Below are 24465 nucleotides of genomic sequence, written 5' to 3' on the forward strand. Positions count from 1 at the left end.
AAATCATGAGAGCGTTTTTTATAAAATACATCGTTCAGAATACACTGATCGGATTCACAATTTTGCAGTCAATTTCGGCCTCGGCCGGAGGTGAATCACAACTACAATTTAGCCAGGAGAATTTTGTGGGCAATCGCTCCAACAATTATCAGCATATTATTGGTGCAAAGATTTCGGAAAAACTATGGTTTTCGAGTTTTGCCTATCTCGACAGCGACTACAGTACCAAGGAGAATTTGTACAATATTCGTAACACAATTTCTTACGATTTGGTGAAAAGTTGGTCTTCTATCCTTGCTTTCGGATTTAAAAACCCAGGATTATATACTACTGGCTCTCTTCAGCTAGGTAAGAAATATAATGCCTTCTCATACCTTTTGCAAACAGGTGCAACCTATCAAAAGAGTTGGACGTCGGAAAGCTTTGCAACAGCTTTATATGCTCCAAAAATCACGAATAACTTAACGGCCTTTTTCAAAGCAACTTTATCGCTAAATATGAATTCAAAAGGCATCACACGCGCCCTGCAACAATTTAGGGCTGGCATTAAAAATAAACAGCTGGTTTACGGGTGGGCAAGTAATTTCGACCAGTTTAACTACAACAAAAAAACACTAACCAACCACGGACTTTTTTTACGAATAAATTATTAAAAAGGGTTAATCATGAAAACAACAAACAACATAAAAAATCAGAAGGTTCTGGCAAACATAGGATTGGGAATTGTTACACTTATCGTTGGCCTATCTTTTATTTTTGTAAAAATAGGATTACGCAATGTTGATGCCTATGATTTACTGGCGCATCGTTTTACAATTGCATTGTTATTGATTTTTATACTTGCTATTTTCGGGAAAATTAAGATGCCAAAGATACGTTCAAAAGATTGGCTGTCTATTTTATTTGTTTCGCTTTTTTACCCTATTCTATTTTTTGGTTTTCAAACCATAGGGATGGAAACATCCACCGCATCGCAAGCCGGAATTATATTTGCTTTATCGCCTACATTTACCATTATTGCCGGAGCGCTCTTTTTAAAAGAAAAAACTACCTTATTGCAAAAAACAGGCGCTGCATTATCGTTTCTCGGCCTGTTGTATATCTTTTTGTACAAAGGCAGTTTGGAAACTCAAGGCTGGATGGGAAACTTGTTTCTGATTCTTTCTGTGCTTTGTACAGTTGGCTATTACATGATTGGCAAAAAACTCATGCAACGCTATGAATCTTCAAGCCTCACAGCCATAATGATTTGTATTGCGTTTATTGTGTTTAATACTGTAGGGATTATTAGGCATCTGAGCAGCGGAGATTTAATTACCTATTTCGAACCGCTTTATGAACCATCTTTCTTGCTTTCGGCCTTGTATCTGGGGACGTTATCGTCGGTTGTTACTTCGTTTCTTACCAACTATGCATTAGCTTTTGTTCCTACAAGTGCTGTAAGTATTTACAACAATCTTAATCCTGTAATTGCAATTATGGGTGGGGCTATTTTTTTGAGTGAACACTTGTATACCCATCAGCTAATTGGAGGTTTGGGAGTTATTTCAGGTGTTGTAATGGTATTATTTTTTAAGAATAGAATGATATCGCTTCAGTTGGCATCCAATCGTGGCAATTCACGACAAGCCTACACAAACCATACTGCATCTGAATGAAAACAAAACAATAAGAAGTCACGAAAAAACAAAAATGGATACAGCTGCCCCCTAAAAGAAATAGGCAACACGCTGAGCTGCGAACATGGTGGCAATATCTTTGGTTTCAAATCGGAGGCAGTTTATCTGCCCTGCTATGATATTTATGTAGTAGGACTCACAAACTGCGATTGCAACTCGCCTACCCTGCTTACACGAGATATTGCATTACTGACAACTGAATTTTTAGACAAAAATTAGACTGCAAATTGAACTGTATCATGGAAAAAGAACAAATTTGGGATTCATTATTTAATGCTATTGTAATGAATGATTTGTATGAAATAAATGATGAGAATGTGGAAGATGTGGTTGACACTATTGCTGAATGGCTATATCAAGACTTGACTCAAAAGAAGGCAAAGGGCACGAAATATAAGCTATGAAAAGACGCTAAAACCAGAACTGTCTGATCATAACAAATAGAATCCTATCGTAGGACGCTCTTAATGAATAGTTTACCATTTAAATACTACAAATAAATTTACTATCCCATCGATAAAAAAGAGCACTCTTTCATAAACTGTGTCTGGAACCTCACAAAAAAAGGGCAATCTGAAAAGACTGCCCTTCTTTTTTTATCCGATCGTATCTTATAATTTCCAGGGTTCACGGTATTGATATTGCATGTATGCCACCGCGGCCTCATCGTTTCCAAACGACTGTGCTTTTGGATCCCAGATAATTTCGCGTCCCAGATCGCAGGCAATATTACCCAGCGTACAAACGGTGCACGAACTGTGTCCGATTTCCACCGGCACCACCGGATCGATCCGTTTTTTAACCGCTTCAATAAAATTAACCTGGTGCGGAATTTTGGTTTCATACGGCGTGTCGTCATCTGCTTGTCCGCTGTCGGTTGGAAGCAAGGAATCATCCGAAGCTTTATAGTGCCCGCGGGATACTTCAATCCAGCCATTGTCGCCCCAGAATTTCACGCCTTTGGTTTTTGCTTCGTCAAAAGTTTCTGAAGTCATTATCACACCATTGGCGTATTCGTAATGAATAAATTCTGAACCGTCACCGATGGGTGCAATTTTAACCGGGCCGTTGTTATCCATTCCCAGTCCCCACTGAGCGATGTCAAACATGTGTGCGCCCCAGTCGGTAGTAAAACCACCACCCATTTCCTTGTACCAGCGCCATCCGCCCCAGAATTCTTCATCTTTTGGAGGATTGAGCGAAATAGGAGGATTCAGCTCTTTGTTAAAGTGAATATCTCCGCGCAGAGGCCCTAACCACAGATCCCAGTTCAGGTCTTCCGGAACGGTTTCTTCCGGTAAATTATAAGGCGTTGGAGGAGCTCCAACATAAGCGTTTACTTTTTCAATTTTGCCAATGGCTCCGCTTTGTACCAGTTTAACTGCGTGCTGGAAGTTTGGATCCGAGCGTTGCTGACTGCCAATACCCAATATCCGGTTGTTTCCGCGCACTGCTTTGATTAACTCCTGGCCTTCTTTAATGGTGAAGGTCATCGGTTTTTCCAGGTAAACATCTTTTCCGGCATTACATGCGGCAATGGCAATAAGTGCGTGCCAATGGTCAGGCACCGCAATAACAACCGCATCAATATCTTCGCGCGCCAGCAAGTCGGTGAAACGTTCGTACGATTTCACTTCTACGTTTTGCTGCTTCGAAGCATAAAACTCATTCACCTTGTTTTCAAAGCGGGTACGCTTGCGGCCGTAAACGTCGCAACCTGCCACCACTTTTACACCGGGAATCTGCAGGAAACCATTCAGCAAAAACATGGCTTGTCGTCCCAGACCAATAATCCCCAGGCGAATCCCCTCTTCTGCCACTGCTTTTTTTGCACAAGAACTCAAAGAAGGCAAAATAGTAATACCGGCCAATCCAACGGCGGTAGTACCGATAAACCTCCTTCTCGAAAAATTTTCTTTACTCATACTATTATTTGTTAAAGGTTTTGTTTTGTGAAGTATAAAAATAGGAATATCAAGTGATTGTAAAAACAGATTGAACTCGAAATTTACATAATAAAGTAAAAGAAAATTACGCGAACCGATAAAAATTCTTTTAGCATATTTGTGAACGTGAAATCTGTTATCAAATACAGACTTTTTTTATGATGAAAATACTTCGAATAATTTTATTGAGCCCGTTGGCGCTTATCCGCTTGCTACTGGTGCTGCTATCCACCCTCTTTTTTTCGACCATCGCTTTGGTTTGGATGAAGATATCCGGGTTCAGCCGGAAAGTTCAACGCTGGACCATGGGTAACTGGGGCAAGTCGCTTACCTGGATTTGTGGCATCCGGCTCGATAAAAAAGCTTTCCCTGCCGACAGCAATTTTATTTTAATGTCGAACCACCGCAGCTACCTCGATATTTTCATTATTGCCGGGCTAACGCCTTCGGCCATGGTTGGAAAAGCAGAAATTGCCAAATGGCCGTTGGGTAAACTGGCCATGACCGTTTCGAATTCCATATTGGTGGACCGCAACAATACCAGCAGCCTGATCAATACCATGAAAAAAATAAAAGAATCGGTTTTCCAGGGAATTCCGGTTACTTTGTTTCCCGAAGGCACCACCTATAAAGGCCCGCTGACCAAGACTTTCAAAAACGGCAGTTTTAAAATAGCCGCTGAAACCGGGATCCCGGTTATTCCGATGGCCATTCAGTACAAAGACAGGGAAGATGCCTGGGTGGGCGACGACACATTCTTAGGACATTTTTTCCGACAAATAAGCAAACCCGTAACCCACGTCGAGATTCAATACGGAGCACCTCTTATTCTTGCTGATTACAAAGAGCTGCAAACGAAAACAAAGGAAAGCATCGACCACATGCTCAAAGAAATGTGATCAGTTTTCCAACTTTTTCTTTCGGGCATTGAACCAATAAAACACCGGTATTCCGGAAAGAACAGTCAGGATGGCAACCGACGATTCAACAGGCCGCTGAAAAAAAGCCAGCACCAACATTGCGATGCCTGTGAAGATAAAAATAAGGTGTACCCACGGATATCCCCACAATGGCAAAACACTCTTTTCCCTTTTTCGCAAAACAAAAACTCCTGCCACCGCCAACACTGGAAAGATGCCCAATGCAAAGCCCATGTATACCAGTATCTGTTCGAAGGTACCCGACAAAACCAGTACAATGGCAATAACAGCCTGCAGGTAAATAGCGTTAACCGGCACTCTTTTCTTCGGATGTATGGCAGCAATGCTTTTAAATAAATAGCCATCACGCGCCATCTGATAATACACCCTGGGCCCCAAAATAATAAAGGCACTTAGCGAAGAAAACAGTGCAAAGGCAATTAGCAACGAAATGATTTTCTCGGCCACCGGGCCAAAAGCTTTACCGGCTGCCAGTCCCCCAATTTCGGGTTCTCCCACCATTTGGTCGGAAGGAATGGCGTACACAAAAAACAAATTCAGCAAAACATACAAAACCGTTACAATCAGCGTTGAAATTAAAAGTGAGCGGAGAATGACTTTCCGCGGATTTCTAATTTCGGAACCAATGTAGGTGGCCGAATTCCAACCGCTGTAGGCAAACATGACAAACACCAGCGCTAATCCAATTTCCTTCCAGCTGGCAAAATCAAAACGCATAGGCGATGACGACCGGAAATGCGCGAAACTCCCCTCACCAAAAGCAAAACCGGCCACAATCAGCCCAATCAAAAGCAGAACCTTAAAAACGGTTAGCACATTTTGAATACGGGCACCAAAAACAACTCCCAAAGAATGAATCAGGCTAAAACCAAGGATTAACAAAATGGCTAAAACACTGCTGAAAGTTTCGGGAGTGATTACTCCGTTCAGCATTAATTCGTTCTGAAAACCGGGAAAAGCCCAGGTTACATATTTACTGAAACCAATGGCGGATGCCGCAATGGGTGCGGAAAAAGCAACCAGCAGTGACAACCATCCGCTTAAAAAACCCAGCAACGGACTAAACAATTTGGAAATAAATACGTATTCGCCGCCGGCCTCAGGATAGGCTGCCCCCAGTTCGCCAAAGGCCAGCGCTCCGCAAAAAGAAATCACACCGCCCACACACCATAAAATGATCATCATCCAGGGGTTTCCCAAAAAGTCCATAATATAACCGGTGGTGGTAAAAATTCCGGCTCCGATAATGTTTGCGACCACGATATTAGTGACCGGAAACAGGCCTAATTTTCGTTCAAGTTGCTGATTAGAATCAAACAATGGCTTTTATTTAGACGCCTTTTTGTAGCTGATCGAAATTCCCTCCCGGCTGTCTTCGTCGAAAGTTGTTTCATAATTACTCAGGCTTTCAACGTACTCCAGAAACTCGCGAATACCGTTGGCTCTCATGGCTGTATTATGCGCGGTGAAACATCCGCCCACCTTTAGCTTCGGATCCATCGCCACGAAATAGTTCTTGTACCAGTATTTATCGGCGTCGCTGAAAACAAAGTCGTATTCGCCTTCCAATTCCGGCACCAGCTCGTGTGCATCGGCCAGCCGCGCATCAATGTACTTGGAAACACCGGCTTTTTTGAAATTGGCCTTTGCTTCGAGATACCGTTTGGTGTCGATTTCGATGGTTACCAGTTTACCTCCCGTTTTACTAAGCGCCCACGCAATCCAAATGGCCGAATGCCCCGTAGAAGTTCCGATCTCCACGGCCTTTGTGTAACCATTCTTTACAATGATGTCGTACAAAGCCTTTCCGTCAGAAATAGGCACATTCATATCTCTCCAGTTGGTGGCATTGTCTTCCAGGAATGCCATGATTTTCTTATCAAGCTTGGTTTCAACCGGTGGATACTGGGCATTAACACTTACCGCCACAGATAGCAAGAAAACAAACAGTAGTATTCTTTTTTCAAGTTTCATTTAACGTCGATTTAGAAGTTATAAAGTTAGAATATTTCGGCGAAAATATGCCAGGTCGCGCTTTCCACGATGTTTTGTACAACATACTTTTGCAAATCAGAACACAACATAACAGGACAATGACATATGTCATTTCTACCCTCTTTCGATTTTCGCTATCTTTGTGATGCATTTGGGATTCATCCCATATTGTGTGTTTGGGGGTTAACATTTGAGAAGGAGACTGATGAGTCTCCTTCTTTCTTTTCCCCAAATCCCAATCCGTTCCGATTCATCCAGTAACATTCTATCCTTAAGCCAACATTGCAATTATTTGCAGTTCCGGGAAATCCGGCAACTTTTTCTACATTTGCATTGAATTAAAGTTGATTAATATGAAATAAGCATGATAAAAAGTTCAGATCTACAACTGATTATCCGTCAGCACGACGGGCGTGCAAATTTCATGCATCGATTGACGTAGCATTAAAAACAAACAATATTTAAGTAATATGAAAATAGCAGAAATTCACACCGAGAAAGGGGTAATGAAAGTTAAGTTTTTCGAAGAAGATGCCCCGGGAACCGTTTCGAATTTTATCAATTTGTCGGAATCCGGTTATTACGATGGTCTTACCTTTCACCGGGTAATTCCCAATTTCGTAATTCAGGGAGGATGCCCCGACGGAACCGGAGCCGGTGGCCCGGGTTACACCATCAAATGCGAACTCGACGGAAACAATCAGTACCACGACCGCGGTGTACTTTCAATGGCTCATGCTGGAAGAAATACCGGTGGCTCGCAGTTTTTTATTTGCCATAACCGCGAAAACACCCAACACCTCGACCGTCATCACACTTGTTTTGGAAAAGTGTTTGAAGGTTTGGAAGTGATTGATGCCATCCGCGCAGGAGATGTAATTGAGAAAATCATCATTACCGAAGGCTAAGCAAAATTGCATATAACAAAAGGGGAAGTGTTCAACATTTCCCCTTTTTTGTTTGCGCTCGCATCTTTATTGTATCTTTCGCTCTCTCATTTAAATTATGATCCGCGCGTTTACATATGAATTTGAAGAATTGGGCGTAATCCCCGCCGACCTTTACGATTTGATGGGGTTTGAGGAAGATCTTCCTGAACCTTTTCCCGAGATGATTGCATATGCGCTTAGTAAGGCTCCCCAACTTTTTAACATCCGTGGTGGCTTCAAACGGTTTGAAAGCATTGAAGTAAATCTCCTAAATGAAACACTGAAGCTGGAAAATGAGCTTTTTCATCCGTCGAAAATTGTTACTACCCAACTACGAAAATCAAGCGCTGCAGCCCTTTTTGTTTGCACTGCAGGCGAAGGTATTTCAAACCATGCAGCTAAAACAACAAAAAATGACCCGGTGCTGGCCTATATTTTTGACGTACTGGGATCAGTAACGGTGGAGAAAGCGATGGATAACATTCAAATGGAATTGAATCATGAGGTAAAACAGGAAGGCATGAACATTTCGGACCGTTACTCGCCCGGGTACTGCAACTGGAGTGTGAGCGAGCAACAGAAGCTTTTCTCCCTGCTTCCCAAGAACTTTTGCGGCGTCACTCTTTCCGCCTCATCGCTCATGCACCCCATCAAATCGATTAGCGGAATTATCGGAATTGGCACCGGCCTTACGCAAAAAGGCTATCAGTGCAAGTGGTGCTCCGACACCAACTGTATCTTCCGCCGAATAAAACGCACCAAGTAAACTTATATATATCAGTAAGTTTTAACTAAACTTTTCACGAATTCAAAAAAAATAGGTAGGTACTATTGCAAATGTCGGATTAAGGATATTTATTTGTCGAAGAAAAATGACAGTTTATTGTACGAGTTCAATGAAGGGATGCCCCGGCGTCTGTGTTATGAAATATTTAGTAAACAATAACTTAACTGGCTACAAAAATGACAATTAGCAAACCCAGAGTAATAAAAGATTATAACAAGCTTGATAAAGAATTACAACAACAAATCAAGCTGATTTATGCCGATGGCTTCGCCGACAACCTTATCCATTTCTTTGACAAAAACGGGCAAAAAATTACCGTTCTTCCGTTCGAAACAGAGGATAAGTACTACATGTTAAGAATGACAGAAAACGAAGCGGTTGCATTGGTTGACGAGGACGATGACTACGATGATGAAGGATTCCTGAAGGATGAAGTAAAACAGGAATACGAAGACAAGTATTCTGAGCTGGATCACATCGCCGACAAGTTAAACGATGATGAGGATATTCCGGATGATGACGATGACGACGATGATGATGGTGGAGACGACGAAGGAGACGACGACGATTTCTAAAATAAAAAGGCTGGTTCTTACCAGCCTTTTCTTTTTCCATTCGTTTGCCTTAAGTACCCCGGCATAGTCAATATCACCACCCAAAAAGCCGATTCGTTTTTACAAAGCCCTTTTACCTGATTTATCAAGAAGCCCCCGGGAATTGCCACGAACTTAATTCTTCTCAAGAAAAGAGGGATTTGGGATGATTTTATTTGTTACTTACTATCTCCACACATTCTGGAATCGCAATTTTTACCAACAAAAAAAGGAACTCATTGCTGAATTCCTTCTCTTTGGTTGACCTGCCAGGGCTCGAACCTGGACTCCCCGCCCGAACGTACCTAATTCCTACTTTCCTCTAATATTTTTATCTTGTTCGGTACGGGCGGGCCCGCCCGAATTTACCTAACATGCTCCTTTTGACCGATAATGTTTTTCCCTCGTTCGGTACGGGCGGGTTCTGAACCAAAATCAGACGTGTTCCAATTTTATATCAATATTAGTAGAATTAGGGTAGTCTGAGTTTGTGTTTCAAAAATCGTCTCCCTGAAGCTGTTTTGAAATATTTTTCTCTTTTTATTGCCTCTTCCCGGGTGTCAAATTTTTCAAAATAGACCAAGGACCAAGGGATAAAGGGTTTTGTAGATTGTGTTTGTCCGGTATTGTGCTGATTGACTCTTATCTGGATATCTTGACAATGTCCCTTATAGAGCCGATTGTATTTTTGAGAATATAAAACATAGGCGAAGTAGGGCATATTGAGTTGTAATGTGATTTGCACCCTAATTTAAAAAGAAAAAAGGAACTCATTGCTGAATTCCTCTCTTTGGTTGACCTGCCAGGGCTCGAACCTGGACTCTTCTGAACCAAAATCAGACGTGTTGCCAATTACACCACAGGTCAGTCCTTTTGTGCCCTTTTGTTAAGGACGGTGCAAAAGTATAAAAAAAATTTATTCTGCAAGGACCCTACTGTTATTTTTTAATTTTTCATTCTTTCCGGGGTGTATACGTGCGAGTTAGAAGTTGCAAAAAGGCGTAAAAGCTGTAAAAAAGGGGCATTTTGCCGGTAAATAATCTATGACCTTCTCAAAAATTCACCTCCGAAGCGATTTCGGGGTGTTAATTGGTTTAAAACTTTATCTTTGCCAGTAATCAAAAATGCCGATTATGCAGCACACCAAACTTATCAATAATATTCTTGGTTGGATTGTATTTGTTATTGCCGCCGTTACCTATTTGGTAACCATGGAACCTACTGTAAGCTGGTGGGACTGTGGCGAGTTTATTACCAGTGCATTCAAGCTCGAAGTGGGCCATCCTCCGGGTGCTCCAACATTTATGATTTTAGGGCGGATTTTCACACTGTTTGCACCCGATCCTACCAAAGCGGCAGTGATGGTGAACTCCCTGTCGGCCCTGGCAAGTGCGGGCACCATTATGATTCTTTACTGGACCATCGTACATCTTGCGCGTAAGCTGTTTGCTGAAGAGCAGTTGTCGGCAGGCGAGCAAATGGCTGTTTGGGGAAGTGGTTTGGTAGGCGCGCTGGCTTTTACGTTTACCGATTCATTCTGGTTCTCAGCCGTTGAAGGCGAGGTGTATGCGCTGTCGTCATTTTTTACAGCCGTGGTTTTCTGGGCCATTCTGAAATGGGAAACAGTGGCCGACCAGAAACATTCGAACCGCTGGCTGATTCTGATTGCCTACCTGGTGGGCTTGTCAATCGGGGTTCACCTGCTCAACCTGCTGGCTATTCCCGCAATTGGGTTGGTATATTATTTTAAGAAATACGAATTTTCATGGAAAGGCGTTATCTCCGCCTTAATTGCCTCCATGGGTATTCTTCTCGGAATTCAGTACGGAATTATTCCCGGACTTCCTCATATTGCTTTTGTGATCGACCGGATTTTTGTGAATGGCTTTGGATTGCCTTTTAATTCGGGTATCATTTTTATGTTTGTGTTGATGGCTGCAGCTGCGGTGTGGGGACTTCGCTATACCCGAAACCGGAGAATGGTGGTTTGGAATACGGCCATCACGATAGTAATGGTCATCATTATCGGGTACTCGTCGTTTGGATTAATTGTGATCCGGGCGTCGGCCAACCCGCCAATGAACCAAAACGCACCCGACAATGCCTTTTCGCTGGTGCGTTATTTAAACCGCGAACAATATGGCGACCGTCCGTTGTTTTACGGTCCTTATTACAACGCTCCGAGAATTGCCAATGGCGAACCAAAAGATCAATACAATAAAGTTGACGGAAAATACAAAATGACCGGTTCGATGCCCGGTTCGCTGGTTTACGACAAGAAAATGGAAACCATTTTCCCGAGGATGTACAGCAGCACCGATAATCACGTGCGGGCTTACAAAGACTGGGGCAGGATAAAAGGAACGCCGGTCAGGGTTCGCGAGCGGGGCGAAGTAAAAACACTGATGAAACCCACTTTTACTGAAAACCTGCGGTTCTTTTTTTCTTACCAACTGGGGCACATGTACATGCGTTATTTTATGTGGAACTTTGTGGGAAGGCAGAACGATGTACAGGGACACGGCGAATTTTCGAACGGAAACTGGGTGAGCGGCATCGAGGCTTTTGACAAGGTGAAAGTGGGACCGCGTGCAGAAATGCCCGATTTCATGAAAAACGACGCCAGCCGAAATGTATATTATTTTCTTCCGCTTCTTTTCGGGTTGATAGGTATGTTTTACCAATACAACCAGGGAAAAAAAGGGAAGGAAACATTTGCCGTTACCATGATGCTTTTCGTACTCACGGGGATCGCCATTGTGGTTTACCTGAACCAGAATCCTTACCAGCCTCGCGAACGCGACTATGCTTACGCCGGATCGTTTTATGCCTTTGCCATTTGGATTGGGCTGGCAGTGCCCGCGCTCTACAGCATTGTACGTAAAGTGCTGAAAGGAACCCCGGGAGCCGTATTGGTTACCGCGTTGTCGTTGGTTTTGGTGCCCGGAATACTGGCTTCGCAAAACTGGGATGATCACGATCGTTCGGGTAAATACATGACCCGCGATTATGCCAAAAACTACCTTGAATCGTGTGCGCCCAATGCCATTTTATTTACCTACGGCGATAACGATACTTTCCCGCTTTGGTATGTGCAGGAAGTGGAAGGCGTGCGTCCCGATATCAAAATCATCAACATCAGTTACCTGGGGATGGATTGGTATATTTACCAGCAACAGTTCACTACCAACGATGCTCCGCCTGTTCCCTTCACATTCTCCCGCGATAAATATTACATGGGGCGAATGGATGCCATATTGTTCCAGGAGCGATTTAAAGAATCAGTGGAGTTAAGCGATGCGATGGAATTTCTGGGAAGCGATGATGTTCGTACAAAAGTAAAAGTTACTTCGGGTGAGATGATCGATTACCTGCCTTCTAAAGATTTTCATATTACTGTTGACAAGCAAAAGGTACTGGAAACCGGAACCGTAAAGCCTGAAAATGCAAATTTGATTGCCGACCGCGTTGAGTTTTCTATCAATAAAAGCATGATCGGGAAAAGCGAAATGGCGGTGCTGAACATGATTGCTGCCAACAACTGGGAGCGTCCGATTTACATTGACCACAGCCTTCTGTATACCGGGAATGTTCATTTTCTTGACTGGCTGCAGTTTGAAGGGCTTGCCTACCGTTTTGTGCCGATAAAAACACAGCGCCAGGGAATAATGAGTGGCCGTATTGATTCTGATATTCTTTACGACAATGTGATGAACAAATTTGTGTGGGGGAATGTGAACGATCCGAATATTCACATGGACGAATACAACCGGAAGCAGATCAATATTATGCAAACCCGTTATATGTTTGCGCGTTTGGCTGAAGCTTTGATTCAGAAAGGAGAAAAGGAAAAAGCCGTTGAAGTGATTGACCGGTTGTTTGAACTTTTCCCGAACGAGGCTATTCCTTATACCTACGACTCGTTCCCGGCTGTAGAACAATATTACCGGGCAGGTGCATCGGATAAGGCCAATGAAGTGGTTCGTATAATGGCCCAAAACAGCCTGGGGATTTTAAATTATTATGCTTCGTTACCTGAAAGGCTGGCCGCAGCGATAGAGTCGGATCAAGACACGGAGATGAGAAACCTGAGAAACCTTATTGTGATTACCCGTAATTACAAACAGGAAGAACTGAACAAGGAAATTGACGACCAGTTGCAGGCGTTAATAGCGAAGCTTTCGAGTTAGAGAGGCATTAACGCGCCCTGATTTGTTTTTGAAGTTTCTGTACCAGCTTTTTTCCACGGCTTACAATTCCGGGAGTGGGATGAAATTCCATTTCCTGCAAAATAATTTCGAGCAGCTCGGGCTTTAGCTCCGGTTCGGTTTCAGAGATATTGTAAAGAATTTGCATGGCATGAACCCGGTTGGCTATGGGCTCTTTATCTGAAGTAAAGGTATCCAGGCAATAATCCATCAGAAAACCCGAAGTATTCGGAAGAACCCGGTTCTGGCTGATCAGCTTTAGTAAATGTCGTTTCTTTCCATGGTGTTTTTCTGTTTTTAGCTGTGCGATCATCTCCGGCAGATAAGGTATAATTTCTTGCGGCCGACTGTCGTGCAGCTTGTCAGCCAGGTACAAAGCCCTCCAGCTGTTGGGATTGCTACTATGGATAGCAACTTTCATTAAAACAGGAACGTATTCCGGATTTTGTTCGATTTGCTGAAGTGCAAACTGAAAATTCTGCCAGCTTTCTATCACCTTCAGTAGGTCGTTTTCTGTCATGCCCCATGGTTTTGAACAAAGATAGACAGAAAGACCAATTGCCCGTAAACTTTTCTATTTTTAGAAAATGATACAGGTAACATGTGCAATTATTGCTGAGGATGGAAAAATTCTGCTGGCGCAAAACAGGGCCGATACTGATCACGCTTTTCAATGGGAATTTCCGGGAGGGAAAATATACGGGAATGAAAGCGAAGAAGCTTGTATTGTCAGGGAAATAAGGGAAGAGCTGGAAATAGAAGTTGCGATTATTCAGAGATTGGCTCCGGTTGAATTTGATTACGGGCACAAGCAGATCTGTCTTATTCCTTTTTTATGTTCGGTAAAGAGTGGAACACTGGCACTGAATGATCATTTAAACAGTAAATGGTGCGAGCCTGAAGAGCTGCTGAAAATGGATCTTTCAGACGCCGACAGGGCATTGCTCGAAGAAACAAATAATTGGAGGCTATTGGAAGAATATGCGCGGAAAAAGCAGGATAATTCCTGAATAAACCATCCCCCAGCTTACAATCGAGAGAATCATATAAAACACAATGTTTTTGCGGCGTGAATAATATTTATTGGCCAGAAAGGCACCCACCGGAATAGTAAGAAAAAAGGGAGTTGCGATAATAATTCCCCATAAACCATAGGTGGTTTTTATTTTCACTAAAAATCTCTTTCGGCGGGTAAAACGCTTACGTGGTTTTTTGTTTTTGCTGCTGCAAAAAAGCTGAACCCGTTGTTTGATGCCCACCGGGACTCGTTGGCAAATTTGTGGAAGCAACACGCGCCATCCTTTCAAAACCCGCTTACTGAGGTAATAAAAGAAAAGAAAGCCACCGATACCTCCACCCAGTAATGCAAGGATTGCATACTTATACTCCATGCCGATGATCATTGCGTAAGGCAAGGTCAACATGTATTTTACCGATGCAAGTATTACAATATGAAGGACTTTTAACGCCATAGACTTCTCTTCCCAAACTCTTGCTAGAACGTTTAGATGTCTTGATTTGTTTCACAACAATTGAACTCAATTCATCCTTCTTAACGATTTTTAGCAAAAAGCTAGCGCAAGTTAACCTTTATCTGACAGCAATTGTAAGTATTATGATTAACAGTGGGTTATCCTTGATGTTTTCTTAATTCACAACATTGATTGGGCTGCCTTTGATAAATGCTTTCAGATTATTGGCTGCGATTTCCATCAAGCGCTCACGGGCTTCGAAAGTGGCCCAGGCAATGTGCGGTGTAATGTAACAGTTCCTTGCCTTTGGTAGCGGATTATCTTTGGTAGCAGGTTCCACAGACAAAACATCCAGACCGGCACCGGCAATGACACCATTGTTCAAAGCATCCGCCAGGTCCTGCTCGTTGATAAGCGGGCCTCTTCCGGTGTTAACCAGAAAGGCTGTTTTCTTCATCTTTTTAAGCGACTCCCTGTTAATGAATCCTTTGTTGTCATCGGTTAGCGGACAATTAATGCTGATGAAATCACTGTCCTCCAGTAACGTGTCCAGGTCCACCTGCCGGGCTTCCAGTCCGGTTTCTTTTTTACTCCGGTTGTTGAAAATAATTTTCATCCCAAAGGCCAGGCCGATACGTGCAACTGCCTGCCCAATCTGTCCAAACCCGATTATTCCCAGGGTTTTTCCGGCCAGTTCAATCTGCGGCCTGATCCAGTAACTAAAGTCGATGCTATCGGCCCATTTTCCGTTCGAAACAGTTTCGGCATGTTCGGCAACGCTTTGTGTAAAATGAAGAATGTGTGCAAATACCATTTGGGCGACCGATTCGGTGCTGTAGGCTGGTATATTTGAAACGACAATCCCGGCCTTACGAGCTGCATCAACGTCAACAACATTGTAGCCGGTAGCCAAAACTCCGATAAACTTCAGGTCGGGTAGCTGACTGATAATCCAGGCATCAATAATCACCTTGTTCGTGAAAATTGCAGTGGCCTTTTGGGCTCTTTCCACAACCTGCTCCCGGGGGGTGCGGTCATAAATTTCACACTTGCCCGATTCTTTTATGGCATCCCAGCTAAGATCGCCCGGATTTAAGGTATATCCATCCAGTACTACAATTTTCATTTCCCGGTTTTTTATTTATGTTCTCCGAAATTCTGCTCAAAAGTAAATAAAACAAGTCATTTGCTACCTTTTGATTGTTTATTCTATTTTAAGTTTATCTTTATGTTTTCTTTCCGGAATCGGAAAATCTAGGGACGTTTTTGCAAATAATTAAGTTTTAAAGTATTCGTAAGGGAGATGGAAGAACCCATAAAGGAGAGGGCCATTGGGAATAGACGTATTCTGGTGGCTGAGGACGATAAAATCAATCAACGCTTATTCTTCTACTTGCTAAAAGATGTAGCAGACGAGCTAATTTTTGCCGACAATGGTGCGGAAGCAATAAAAAGGTACACCGAAGACGGTGATTTTGGATTGGTGCTAATGGATATAAAAATGCCGGTAATGGATGGTTACGAAGCAACCCGGAAAATCCTGAGGTACGATCCGGCGGCAAAGGTAGTCGCATTGTCGGCATACGCGTTTGAACATGAGAAGAATAAAGCACTCGACGAAGGGTTTGTGGACTACATCACAAAACCTGTTCAACGCGAAAAGCTGCTGGAAACCGTGGAGAAGTATTTTGAGGTTTAATCACCGCAGAGTCATATTTGTCAGATTCAACGTTCTCAATACGATCGCGATTTAAAAATTAAAATTATTTTTGAATCTGTAACAGACAAAACTAATGACTTGAAGCCAGCGGTGAATGAAATAGAACTGATCAGATCTTTTAAAAGAGGTGACGTAAAATCATTCGAGAAACTTTTCTACACATATCACGAGAAGCTATACGCTTTTTTGTTTCACTTGTTTAGATCTAAAGAAGATGCTGAAGAGATTGTTCAGGAAACATTTATTAAGATATGGGAAAAACGAGAGGATATTATTGAAGGTTTGTCATTTGAATCTTTTCTGTTTACTGTAGCTAAAAATGCATTTTTGAATCTCAACAGGAAAAAAGTTAATCATAGAGTACTGGAGGATCACCTTGATTTATTAGGAAGAATTTCATCAGGAAAAGCTGATGATAATATTATATATCAAGAGACACGAAATATAATAAACTCGATTATCCAGGAATTACCTCCCAAAAGAAAAGAAATCTTTATCCTTCGGCGCGTAGATGGTTTAACCCGTAATGAAATTGCGGACAAGTTGGGTTTATCCGTCCCTACCGTTGACAATCAGTTAACAAAGGCTAATTCTTTTTTGAAGGAGCAATTTAAAAAATACAGCCTGTTGATACTTATTTTGATTCTGAATTGATTGGAATACTGATTGTTTTCTGTTTTTCCATTTTTTTTGTTTCTGGAGTAGTAGTGAATGTGTTTTTATGTGTATAACCTTTAAACAAAATAAAAATGCATTTACAAATTATTGCGACCATTAAGAAATTCTTCTCCCAATCGTATACCGAAAAGGATGTGGAAAGCTTATTCTTTTGGTTCAATAGTGAGAAAGGCAGGGATGAGATCAGCAAATCACTGGACAACGGTTGGAGCAGTTTTGACTATGAGCCTGCACACGTCGAAATAGATTCTGATAAACTGTTAAGAAATATCAGAATTGGTATTCAAAAGCAAAAAAACAAGCAGAGAAGGATAAACCTAATGAAGCGTTTGCCTTATGCCGCAGTGCTGTTTGTGCTGATTGCTCTCACTATTGTAATAAATTCCTATAACAGGCAGTTATCTGACACCGATAAAAACGATTACACTTTAGTTATTACGGAAAACGGCCAACGGTCTAAGGTAGTGCTCCCCGATAGTTCAATCGTTTGGTTGAATTCAGGCACAACACTCTCTTACAATTATAATTCAGGAAATAGCAGACTGGTTAAGCTAAAAGGCCAGGGCTTTTTTGAGATCACCAGGGATGAGAACAGACCTTTTGTGGTACAAAGTGGTGATTTACAGGTTGAGGTGCTGGGGACAAGGTTTGATGTTAATGCCTATCCTGAAAATGAAGAGATCAGTGTTGTGCTTGAGTCAGGTAGTGTTTTGTTGTCACACAATCAACTTACGCTCGATTGTGTGTTGGAGCCAGGTGAGCAGGCAGACTATGCTGTTAAATCCAATGAAATGTCTGTTCATCAGGCTGATATCGAAAAACTGACTTCATGGAAAGATGGAAAACTGATTTTTAAAAATGACCCCATGAAACTTGTTTTTGAGAAATTGGAGAGGTGGTACAATATTGATATTGAGGTTTTAGATGAGGAGGTTTATAGCTCAATATTTACCGGAACAGTTATTAATAACGAAGATTATTCTCAGATTTTTAAGCTTATTGAGTTCTCCTGTCCTTTGCAATGCAGGGTCGTTGATGGCGCAAATGCCGGAGAAATTCCCAAAGTAATTATAACCAGACTATAAAAACTAAATTAGAAAAGCCTATGAAAGTATGAATTGCTAAAAAAGGAGATGCTGCTAACATCTCCCTCTAAAATTTCTATTGCCTCAGGATTCGACAACTTAAGGCAAATCAACTTGAATTATAAATCCAAATCAAAACAAATTTATGGAAAAAAATTGTTGTTTCATGATTTCCTCGATACTCAATATCTGGAAATCAAAAACATTGAGAATTATGAGGATTGTTTTACTTCTTTTTATGTTTAGTATTGCTCAAACATTTGCATTAAACAGTTATTCGCAAGGTGCCCGGCTAAATTTAAACTTCAGGAATGAAGCAATAGTAAATATCCTTAATGAGATTGAAAAACAGTCGGAATTCTACTTCATGTATGATGCTACTTCTGTTAATCTAAGTCAAAAAAGGACCATTAGCTGTGAGGACACAAATGTTGTCAATGTTCTGGATAAGTTATTTCAAAACACGGGAATAACATACAGGGTAGATGACCGGCAAATTGCCTTAAGAAGTACGAACGGAACATCAAGAGCCGTGGTTGGTTCAGTAGAACAACAACAAAAAGCAATTATAGGTACTGTTACGGATGTGTCGGGAGAGCCCTTAGTTGGGGCGAATATTATACTAAAAGGAACTACAAACGGAACGGTGACAGATATAGATGGAAAATTCTCTTTACTGGTCCCGGATGATGCCGTTATCCAGGTATCTTTTATCGGATACCTTGCCAAGGAAGTATCAACGATTGGAAAAACATCTTTTAGCGTGGTTCTAGAAGAAGATGCCAAATCGTTGGAGGAAGTTGTTGTTGTTGGCTTTGGTACCCAGAAAAAAGTGAGTGTGGTTGGTGCTCAATCGGCCATTAAGGCTAAAAGTTTGCAACTACCGGTAGCCAATTTAACCAGTGCCTTGGCCGGTAAGATATCGGGCGTTGTGTCGGTACAAAGAACCAGTGAACCCGGATTTGATAACGCGGATATTTGGATACGTGGAATTTCCACATTTAGCCAGGCATTGAGCTCGCCTCTTATCCTGGTCGACGGAACTCCGAGAAGTATGTCAAATGTAGACCCGGAGGATATAGAAAGCTTTACGGTTTTGAAAGATGCTTCGGCAACCGCGGTTTACGGCGTAAGAGGAGCAAACGGTGTGGTTATTATTAAAACAAAAAGTGGAGATCCGGGACGGCCTAAGTTTAACTTTCGGTATTACGAAGGTATAACTCAGTTTACAACATTACCTGAGTTTGCCGATGGGGTGACATACATGCGAATGTCAAACGAAGCATTGTCAAACAGAGGCGCAGCTCCCATTTACAGTGAAGACCGTATCCAGAAAACAATAGATAAAACAGATCCTTATCTCTACCCAAATGTCGACTGGATGGATGAGCTATTTCGGAAGTTTGGCCATCAACGGAGAGGAAATCTAAACATCAGTGGAGGGGCAGATAAAGCAACTTATTATGTGGGGCTAAGTTATTTTGATGAGCAAGGACTATACAAACAGGATGATTTGGTTGATTATAATCAGCAGGTTGGCTATAAAAGATATAACCTAACGTCAAACTTAAAGATCACTGCATCAAAACTAACTAAAATCGATTTAGGAATTCAGGGCTATCTGGCAAATGCAAATTACCCTGGCTCGGGGCAGGGGACAATTTTTGAAAACGCGTGGTTGGTGACTCCAGTAATCCATCCGGTAAAATACGAGAACGGGTATATGGCAGATCAGCGTTCCGGGGGATTGATCAATCCTTACGGACATTTAACCCAAACAGGTTATGCAAACCAATGGCGAAATCAACTGTACTCCAATCTTCGTTTAACACAAGACTTGCCTTTTATTGCCAAGGGCTTATCTGCAACAGCCATGTTTTCATTTGACGTTTATAACTATACCAGTATGAGGCGTACTAAAAATCCGGATACGTATTTGGCAACGGGTCGGGATGAAAACGGAGAGATGCAATACGAGCAAACGGGTGTAGGTGAAAGATTCCTTCAATTCGCACGATCAAGCAGAGGCGAACGAACCATTTACATGGAGGGGGCACTAAACTACAACAGGAGTTTTGATAAACATACCGCTACTGCTATGTTTTTGTTCAATAAGAGTGATTTGCTAAACTCTCAGGCGGGCGATTTTATTTCTTCTCTTCCATACCGGTATTTGGGAGTGTCGGGGAGGATGACTTATAATTACAACAATAAATACTTTACCGAATTCAATTTTGGTTACAACGGGTCGGAGAACTTTGCTCCGGACCGCCAGTTCGGATTCTTCCCTTCGGTAGGTCTGGCATGGGTATTTAGCGAGGAAAGCTTTTTTGAAAACCTGAAAACACTTTTCCCAATGGCCAAACTTAGATTTTCGTACGGAAAAGTTGGAAACAGCAACATTAGCGGTCGTCGTTTTGCTTATATATCTACTGTAAATTCAACAGGGGGTTATACTTTTGGGAAGGATAGAAACAACAGTTATGGTGGGTACGACATTGGGGAATATGGGGTGAACGTAACCTGGGAAACCTCTTCGAAAACGAACCTGGGAATTGATTTACAAACCAGAGATAATGAGTTTGTGCTCCAATTTGACCTTTTTAAAGAGTACAGGGATGGTATCTTTTTGCGAAGAGCCAATGTTCCTTCCTATGTTGGTGTCCAGAATGCTCCATATGGTAATCTTGGAATTATCGAAAATAAAGGGTTCGATGGTTCTCTTACCTACTCAAAAAAGATCAATGATTTTTCGTTGCAAGTACTGGGGAACATTACTTATAACCGGAATGAAGTAATTGAGAATGACCAACCAACTCCATTGTATCCATGGCTCGACCAGAGAGGAAAAAAAGTAAGTCAGCGTTTTGGGCTTGTGGCTTTGGGATTATTCGAATCGGAAGATGAAATTAACAACGGGCCGTTACATCCAGGACTGGTGCAGCCGGGAGATATTAAATTCCAGGATGTTAACGGAGATGGAAAAATCGATGATTTTGATAAAGTTGCCATAGGCTACGGCTCTGTTCCGGAACTGGTTTTTGGCGCGGGTTTTACAGTTAGTTATAAAAATCTATCTCTTTCTTCATTGTTTCAGGGAGTCGGAAATGTCGACATTCTGATGAATGGAGAAGGACTAATGCCTTTCTCTATTTCCATGAGCAGGGGAAACCTGCTTAGCAATATTGAAGACCGCTGGACCATCGATAACCCAAGTCAGGATGTGTTTTACCCGCGCCTTTCAGATGGTAGTCCCAACAATAACTATGCGACAAGTACCTGGTGGCTTAAAAATGGTAAATATGTGAGGTTAAAGAACCTCCAGCTGACCTACAACATTCCAAAGCGTTTTACCAAGAATTTATTTTCCAATGCCAATGTATTCTTTTCCGGTTATAATTTACTAACCTGGAGCCCCTTTAAATTTTGGGATGTTGAATTAGGTGATGGGCGTGGAACCCGATATCCTAGTACCAAAATGTATTCAGTAGGTATTAATGTTAATTTTTAAATCTAGACTTATGTATTTCAACTATAAATATATGTACAGACCATTAGTCTTAATACTACTCTCCGTTCTGCTTTCTTCTTGTTATAAAGATTTTCTGGATCAGGTCCCGGATGACAGGTTAACCACTGAAGAAATCTTTAACCGAAGAGATTTGTCTGAATCCTGGCTGGCGAATGTATACAACTATATCAAGGACGAATCTCACCGAACGAATAACGTACCGTGGGATATTCTTTCCGATGATAACGATGTTTCTCAAAGAAATGCTTCTTTTCGGATAAATCTGGGAAACTGGAATGCTTCTTCTAATTACTGGAATTTTTGGGATCATTACTACAAAGGTATTCGTTCAGCAACTACTTTTCTTAACAACATTGATGGTAACGAGCAGATCCTAGAAGACAGGGAAGGGCCTGCATTAATTGTAAGAAGAAAAGCTGAGGCGCGTTTTTTAAGGGCATTTTTCTACTCAGAGATTTTGAAACAATACGGCCCCTTTATCATTATCGGGGATCAGGAAATTGATCCTGATTTATCCTTAAATGATCCGTTAATGCAGATGAGCCGGAGTTCGTACGATGAATGTGTGGACTACATCGTATCAGAGCTGAACAAGGCTGAAGCTGATTTAGATGTGTACCAGTATATTGGAGGTGATCAGTTGTTGGAAACAGATATGGGACGCGCAAGCAAACTTTTGTGCCAGGCAGTAAAAAGTAAATTGTTGCTCTATGCCGCCAGTCCTCTTTTTAATGGTAATATGGACTATTCTGATTTTAGCAACCACGATGGCAAACTCCTTATAAATACCGTGTATGATGCCGATAAGTGGAAAGATGCAGCTGAGGCAGCCAAAAAAATTATTGACTATGCCGAATCGAGCGGAGGTAAATTAGGTCTATACAAAAAGTATAATGGTAACGGTGCAATTGATGGCTTTTTATCTTACCGTGATGTCTTTCTGGATTCCTGGAATATCGAATGGATTCAGGCAAGGGGAAACAATAATCTGTCCAGCTATCAGCGGTCCTGTACTCCGCGGTTGGCAAACGGTTATGCATCAATGGGGCCAACGCAGCAATTGATCGATACATATCGAATGGATAACGGAAAGTCGCCTATTACAGGCTATACTACTAGTGGCGAGCCTATAATAGATGTGTCTTCTGGTTATTCCGAAAACGGTTTTTCCACCTTTGAAGCTCCCGGAGCCACACGTGCAAAAAATACGTTTAATATGTATGTTAACAGGGAGCCCCGGTTCTACGCAACGGTTACGTATAGCGGCAGCGATTGGATCAATTCCACCTCCAGTGTAGGAGTGCGCGAAATAGAACTGTATTATACAGGGGAATCAGGCAAGGGGGGATCGCACGATTATTCCGAAACCGGTTATCTTTTCAGAAAGAATGTTTCACCAACCTATCATCCAATTCAAAATAAAGTTTCCAGGCCATATGTAATGATGCGCTATGCCGAAATATTATTAAACTATGTAGAAGCATTAAATGAGTATAGTCCCGGACATCCGGATATCGAGAAGTACCTTAATCAGATTAGAGAAAGAGGAGGAATTCCTGCTGTTGAGACTGGATTAAACCAGGAGGAGATGAGACAGAAGATCAGAACAGAGCGTAGAATTGAATTAACGATGGAGCATTTAAGGTATTTCGATACCAGGCGATGGAAAATTGCAGAGCAGACCGATGCCGGACCATTTTATGGAATGAATGCAGAAGGTGGAACATCTAATAGTGATCCCGCTTTTTTCAAAAGAACAAGATTCGAAACGCGTGTATTTCGTAAAAGTTTCTATTTGTTCCCAATACCACAAACCGAAATTCAGCGTAACAAAAATTTGGTGCAAAATCCAGGATGGTAATTAAATCTTAAACAAAATGAAAATGATGAAAAAGAAATATTTCTTGTTGGGATCGTTGCTTATATTGGTTTTTTCTGCTTGCAAAAAAGCTGACTACCCGATAGAAGATGCATCCAGTTACACGAAAGTTTTTATGCAATTGGCAAACAACGGAGTTATCGAAAACAAAATGGCAATAGAAGACAGTTGGCAGCGTTTTGGGTTTGGCGCCGGTTGTGGAGGAGTTGAGCTGTTGAGCCAGGATATTGAAATAGGGTTTAAGATTGATGAAGAGGCAATAGCAGAATATAACCAGGGTAATGCAACCAACTATTCTCTTGCTCCGGAAGGAAGTTTCAGGTTAACAGAGGATAAGGTAACTATACCAGGGGGAGCTACCGGAAGTAATACAATTTATCTTGAAGTAAATCCTTTCAATTTGCAAGGCACAAAGGAATACCTGATACCTATCTCAATAACAAGCAATTCAGCCAATCTTCCCATTACTGAGGGCTTGGGTACAACTTATTATTTAGTTTCCGGATTCTATGAAAACAATCCATTTGAACCATACTCTCAGGAAAACTGGACAATTCATGATTATTCGGATGACGAAAACGATGGAGCGACCACTGGAGGACGCGCTCACCACGCCATAGATGGCAATATTGTTACTCTTTGGCATTCGCAATGGAGAAAAGATGAAAACGGATGGCGCCCGGGTCACCCACACTTTATCGCGATAGATATGCATGAAACCTTAACCTTGCATGGTATTAAAATTTATGGGAGAGTAGGGTCAAAATATGCTTATCTTTTCCCAAAAGATGTTTTTGTTGAAACAAGTATGGATGGAGAAAACTGGACTCCGGCCGGAACCTATACGCTCACGGCTTCTGCAGATGATACTTCAGCTACCATGTATTTCGCGAAAAATGTCCAGGCACAATATTTCAAGTTTACCACGCTAAGTAGCAAAGGCGGTGGCGCGACCACTGCAGTTACTGAAATAGTGGCATTTTAAAAATTAGTACAAAAGTTTGTGTGCTGCATTTGCAGT

22 protein-coding genes and 1 tRNA gene are annotated in these 24465 nt (G+C 41.9%); 15 read left to right on the plus strand and 8 right to left on the minus strand.

Features of this window, described 5'->3' with window-relative positions; translation table 11 throughout:
- The first annotated feature begins 5 nt into the window (after positions 1-5).
- From D1614_RS15120 to D1614_RS25680, 3 genes are all read left to right on the plus strand, one after another.
- Positions 6-653, plus strand: coding sequence for a hypothetical protein (locus tag D1614_RS15120; protein ID WP_119438795.1), 648 nt, complete (start codon positions 6-8; stop codon positions 651-653).
- Positions 654-665: 12 nt separating this feature from the next.
- Positions 666-1658 carry a DMT family transporter gene (locus D1614_RS15125; RefSeq protein WP_119438796.1) on the plus strand — a complete coding sequence of 331 codons (993 nt, stop codon included), beginning with the start codon at positions 666-668 and terminating at the stop codon, positions 1656-1658.
- Positions 1659-1918: 260 nt separating this feature from the next.
- Positions 1919-2083: a hypothetical protein gene (locus D1614_RS25680; protein WP_155523342.1), complete on the plus strand. Its 165-nt coding sequence runs from the start codon at positions 1919-1921 to the stop codon at positions 2081-2083.
- Between the two features lie 207 nt (positions 2084-2290).
- Here the strand turns inward: D1614_RS25680 and D1614_RS15135 are convergent, their stop codons facing one another.
- Positions 2291-3604 carry a Gfo/Idh/MocA family protein gene (locus D1614_RS15135; RefSeq protein WP_119438797.1) on the minus strand — a complete coding sequence of 438 codons (1314 nt, stop codon included), beginning with the start codon at positions 3602-3604 and terminating at the stop codon, positions 2291-2293.
- Positions 3605-3783: 179 nt separating this feature from the next.
- On the opposite strand from D1614_RS15135, the gene D1614_RS15140 reads away from it, so the two are divergent.
- Positions 3784-4524, plus strand: a complete 741-nt coding sequence (locus D1614_RS15140) for a lysophospholipid acyltransferase family protein (RefSeq protein WP_119438798.1) — start codon at positions 3784-3786, stop codon at positions 4522-4524.
- Here D1614_RS15140 and D1614_RS15145 read toward each other — a convergent pair whose 3' ends face one another.
- Positions 4525-5886, minus strand: a complete 1362-nt coding sequence (locus D1614_RS15145) for an APC family permease (RefSeq protein ID WP_119438799.1) — start codon at positions 5884-5886, stop codon at positions 4525-4527.
- Positions 5887-5892: 6 nt separating this feature from the next.
- Positions 5893-6540: an O-methyltransferase gene (locus tag D1614_RS15150; RefSeq protein ID WP_119438800.1), complete on the minus strand. Its 648-nt coding sequence runs from the start codon at positions 6538-6540 to the stop codon at positions 5893-5895.
- Positions 6541-7031: 491 nt separating this feature from the next.
- Between D1614_RS15150 and D1614_RS15155 the strand changes: the two genes are divergently transcribed.
- From D1614_RS15155 to D1614_RS15165, 3 genes are all read left to right on the plus strand, one after another.
- Positions 7032-7469: a peptidylprolyl isomerase gene (locus D1614_RS15155; RefSeq protein WP_119438801.1), complete on the plus strand. Its 438-nt coding sequence runs from the start codon at positions 7032-7034 to the stop codon at positions 7467-7469.
- A 97-nt stretch (positions 7470-7566) separates the two neighbouring features.
- Complete coding sequence (locus D1614_RS15160) at positions 7567-8256, plus strand: vitamin B12 dependent-methionine synthase activation domain-containing protein (RefSeq protein WP_119438802.1); 690 nt, start codon at positions 7567-7569, stop codon at positions 8254-8256.
- A gap of 197 nt (positions 8257-8453) precedes the next feature.
- Entirely contained in the window at positions 8454-8852 is a 399-nt protein-coding gene (locus D1614_RS15165) for a hypothetical protein (protein ID WP_119438803.1), read from the plus strand.
- A 490-nt stretch (positions 8853-9342) separates the two neighbouring features.
- Here the strand turns inward: D1614_RS15165 and D1614_RS26480 are convergent, their stop codons facing one another.
- Together D1614_RS26480 and D1614_RS15175 are read right to left on the minus strand one after the other, a co-directional pair.
- Positions 9343-9591 (minus strand): GIY-YIG nuclease family protein, encoded by a 249-nt coding sequence (locus tag D1614_RS26480; RefSeq protein WP_119438804.1) that lies wholly within the window; start codon positions 9589-9591, stop codon positions 9343-9345.
- A 70-nt stretch (positions 9592-9661) separates the two neighbouring features.
- A tRNA-Gln gene (locus D1614_RS15175) sits at positions 9662-9737 on the minus strand.
- A 266-nt stretch (positions 9738-10003) separates the two neighbouring features.
- On the opposite strand from D1614_RS15175, the gene D1614_RS15180 reads away from it, so the two are divergent.
- Positions 10004-13060 (plus strand): glycosyltransferase family 117 protein, encoded by a 3057-nt coding sequence (locus D1614_RS15180; RefSeq protein ID WP_119438832.1) that lies wholly within the window; start codon positions 10004-10006, stop codon positions 13058-13060.
- A gap of 7 nt (positions 13061-13067) precedes the next feature.
- On the opposite strand, the gene D1614_RS15185 is transcribed toward D1614_RS15180, so the two are convergent.
- Positions 13068-13598: a HEAT-like fold family protein gene (locus tag D1614_RS15185; RefSeq protein ID WP_119438805.1), complete on the minus strand. Its 531-nt coding sequence runs from the start codon at positions 13596-13598 to the stop codon at positions 13068-13070.
- A 67-nt stretch (positions 13599-13665) separates the two neighbouring features.
- Here D1614_RS15185 and D1614_RS15190 point away from each other — a divergent pair, with 67 nt between their 5' ends.
- Positions 13666-14088, plus strand: a complete 423-nt coding sequence (locus tag D1614_RS15190) for a (deoxy)nucleoside triphosphate pyrophosphohydrolase (RefSeq protein ID WP_119438806.1) — start codon at positions 13666-13668, stop codon at positions 14086-14088.
- Here the strand turns inward: D1614_RS15190 and D1614_RS15195 are convergent.
- Together D1614_RS15195 and D1614_RS15200 are read right to left on the minus strand one after the other, a co-directional pair.
- Positions 14047-14550 (minus strand): hypothetical protein, encoded by a 504-nt coding sequence (locus tag D1614_RS15195; RefSeq protein ID WP_119438807.1) that lies wholly within the window; start codon positions 14548-14550, stop codon positions 14047-14049. The genes D1614_RS15190 and D1614_RS15195 overlap by 42 nt on opposite strands.
- 175 nt (positions 14551-14725) lie before the next feature.
- On the minus strand, positions 14726-15676 hold the full coding sequence (locus D1614_RS15200; protein ID WP_119438808.1) for a D-2-hydroxyacid dehydrogenase: 951 nt from the start codon (positions 15674-15676) through the stop codon (positions 14726-14728).
- 177 nt (positions 15677-15853) lie between these two features.
- Between D1614_RS15200 and D1614_RS15205 the strand changes: the two genes are divergently transcribed.
- The 6 genes from D1614_RS15205 (at position 15854) to D1614_RS15235 (ending at position 24429) form a co-directional block, all read left to right on the plus strand.
- Positions 15854-16249, plus strand: a complete 396-nt coding sequence (locus tag D1614_RS15205) for a response regulator (protein ID WP_119438809.1) — start codon at positions 15854-15856, stop codon at positions 16247-16249.
- A gap of 99 nt (positions 16250-16348) precedes the next feature.
- A complete protein-coding gene (locus D1614_RS15210; RefSeq protein WP_162304516.1) occupies positions 16349-16924 on the plus strand; it encodes an RNA polymerase sigma factor in 576 nt (191 codons plus the stop codon).
- A gap of 95 nt (positions 16925-17019) precedes the next feature.
- Positions 17020-18033, plus strand: a complete 1014-nt coding sequence (locus D1614_RS15215; protein WP_119438811.1) for a FecR family protein — start codon at positions 17020-17022, stop codon at positions 18031-18033.
- Between the two features lie 214 nt (positions 18034-18247).
- Positions 18248-21544 carry a TonB-dependent receptor gene (locus tag D1614_RS15225; RefSeq protein WP_206610042.1) on the plus strand — a complete coding sequence of 1099 codons (3297 nt, stop codon included), beginning with the start codon at positions 18248-18250 and terminating at the stop codon, positions 21542-21544.
- Positions 21545-21575: 31 nt separating this feature from the next.
- Positions 21576-23426, plus strand: coding sequence for a RagB/SusD family nutrient uptake outer membrane protein (locus tag D1614_RS15230; protein WP_119438814.1), 1851 nt, complete (start codon positions 21576-21578; stop codon positions 23424-23426).
- Positions 23427-23448: 22 nt separating this feature from the next.
- Positions 23449-24429 (plus strand): BT_3987 domain-containing protein, encoded by a 981-nt coding sequence (locus tag D1614_RS15235; protein WP_162304517.1) that lies wholly within the window; start codon positions 23449-23451, stop codon positions 24427-24429.
- Positions 24430-24465 lie beyond the last annotated feature (36 nt).

It is taken from the genome of Maribellus luteus (assembly GCF_003576475.1).
Lineage (GTDB): Bacteria > Bacteroidota > Bacteroidia > Bacteroidales > Prolixibacteraceae > Draconibacterium > Draconibacterium luteum.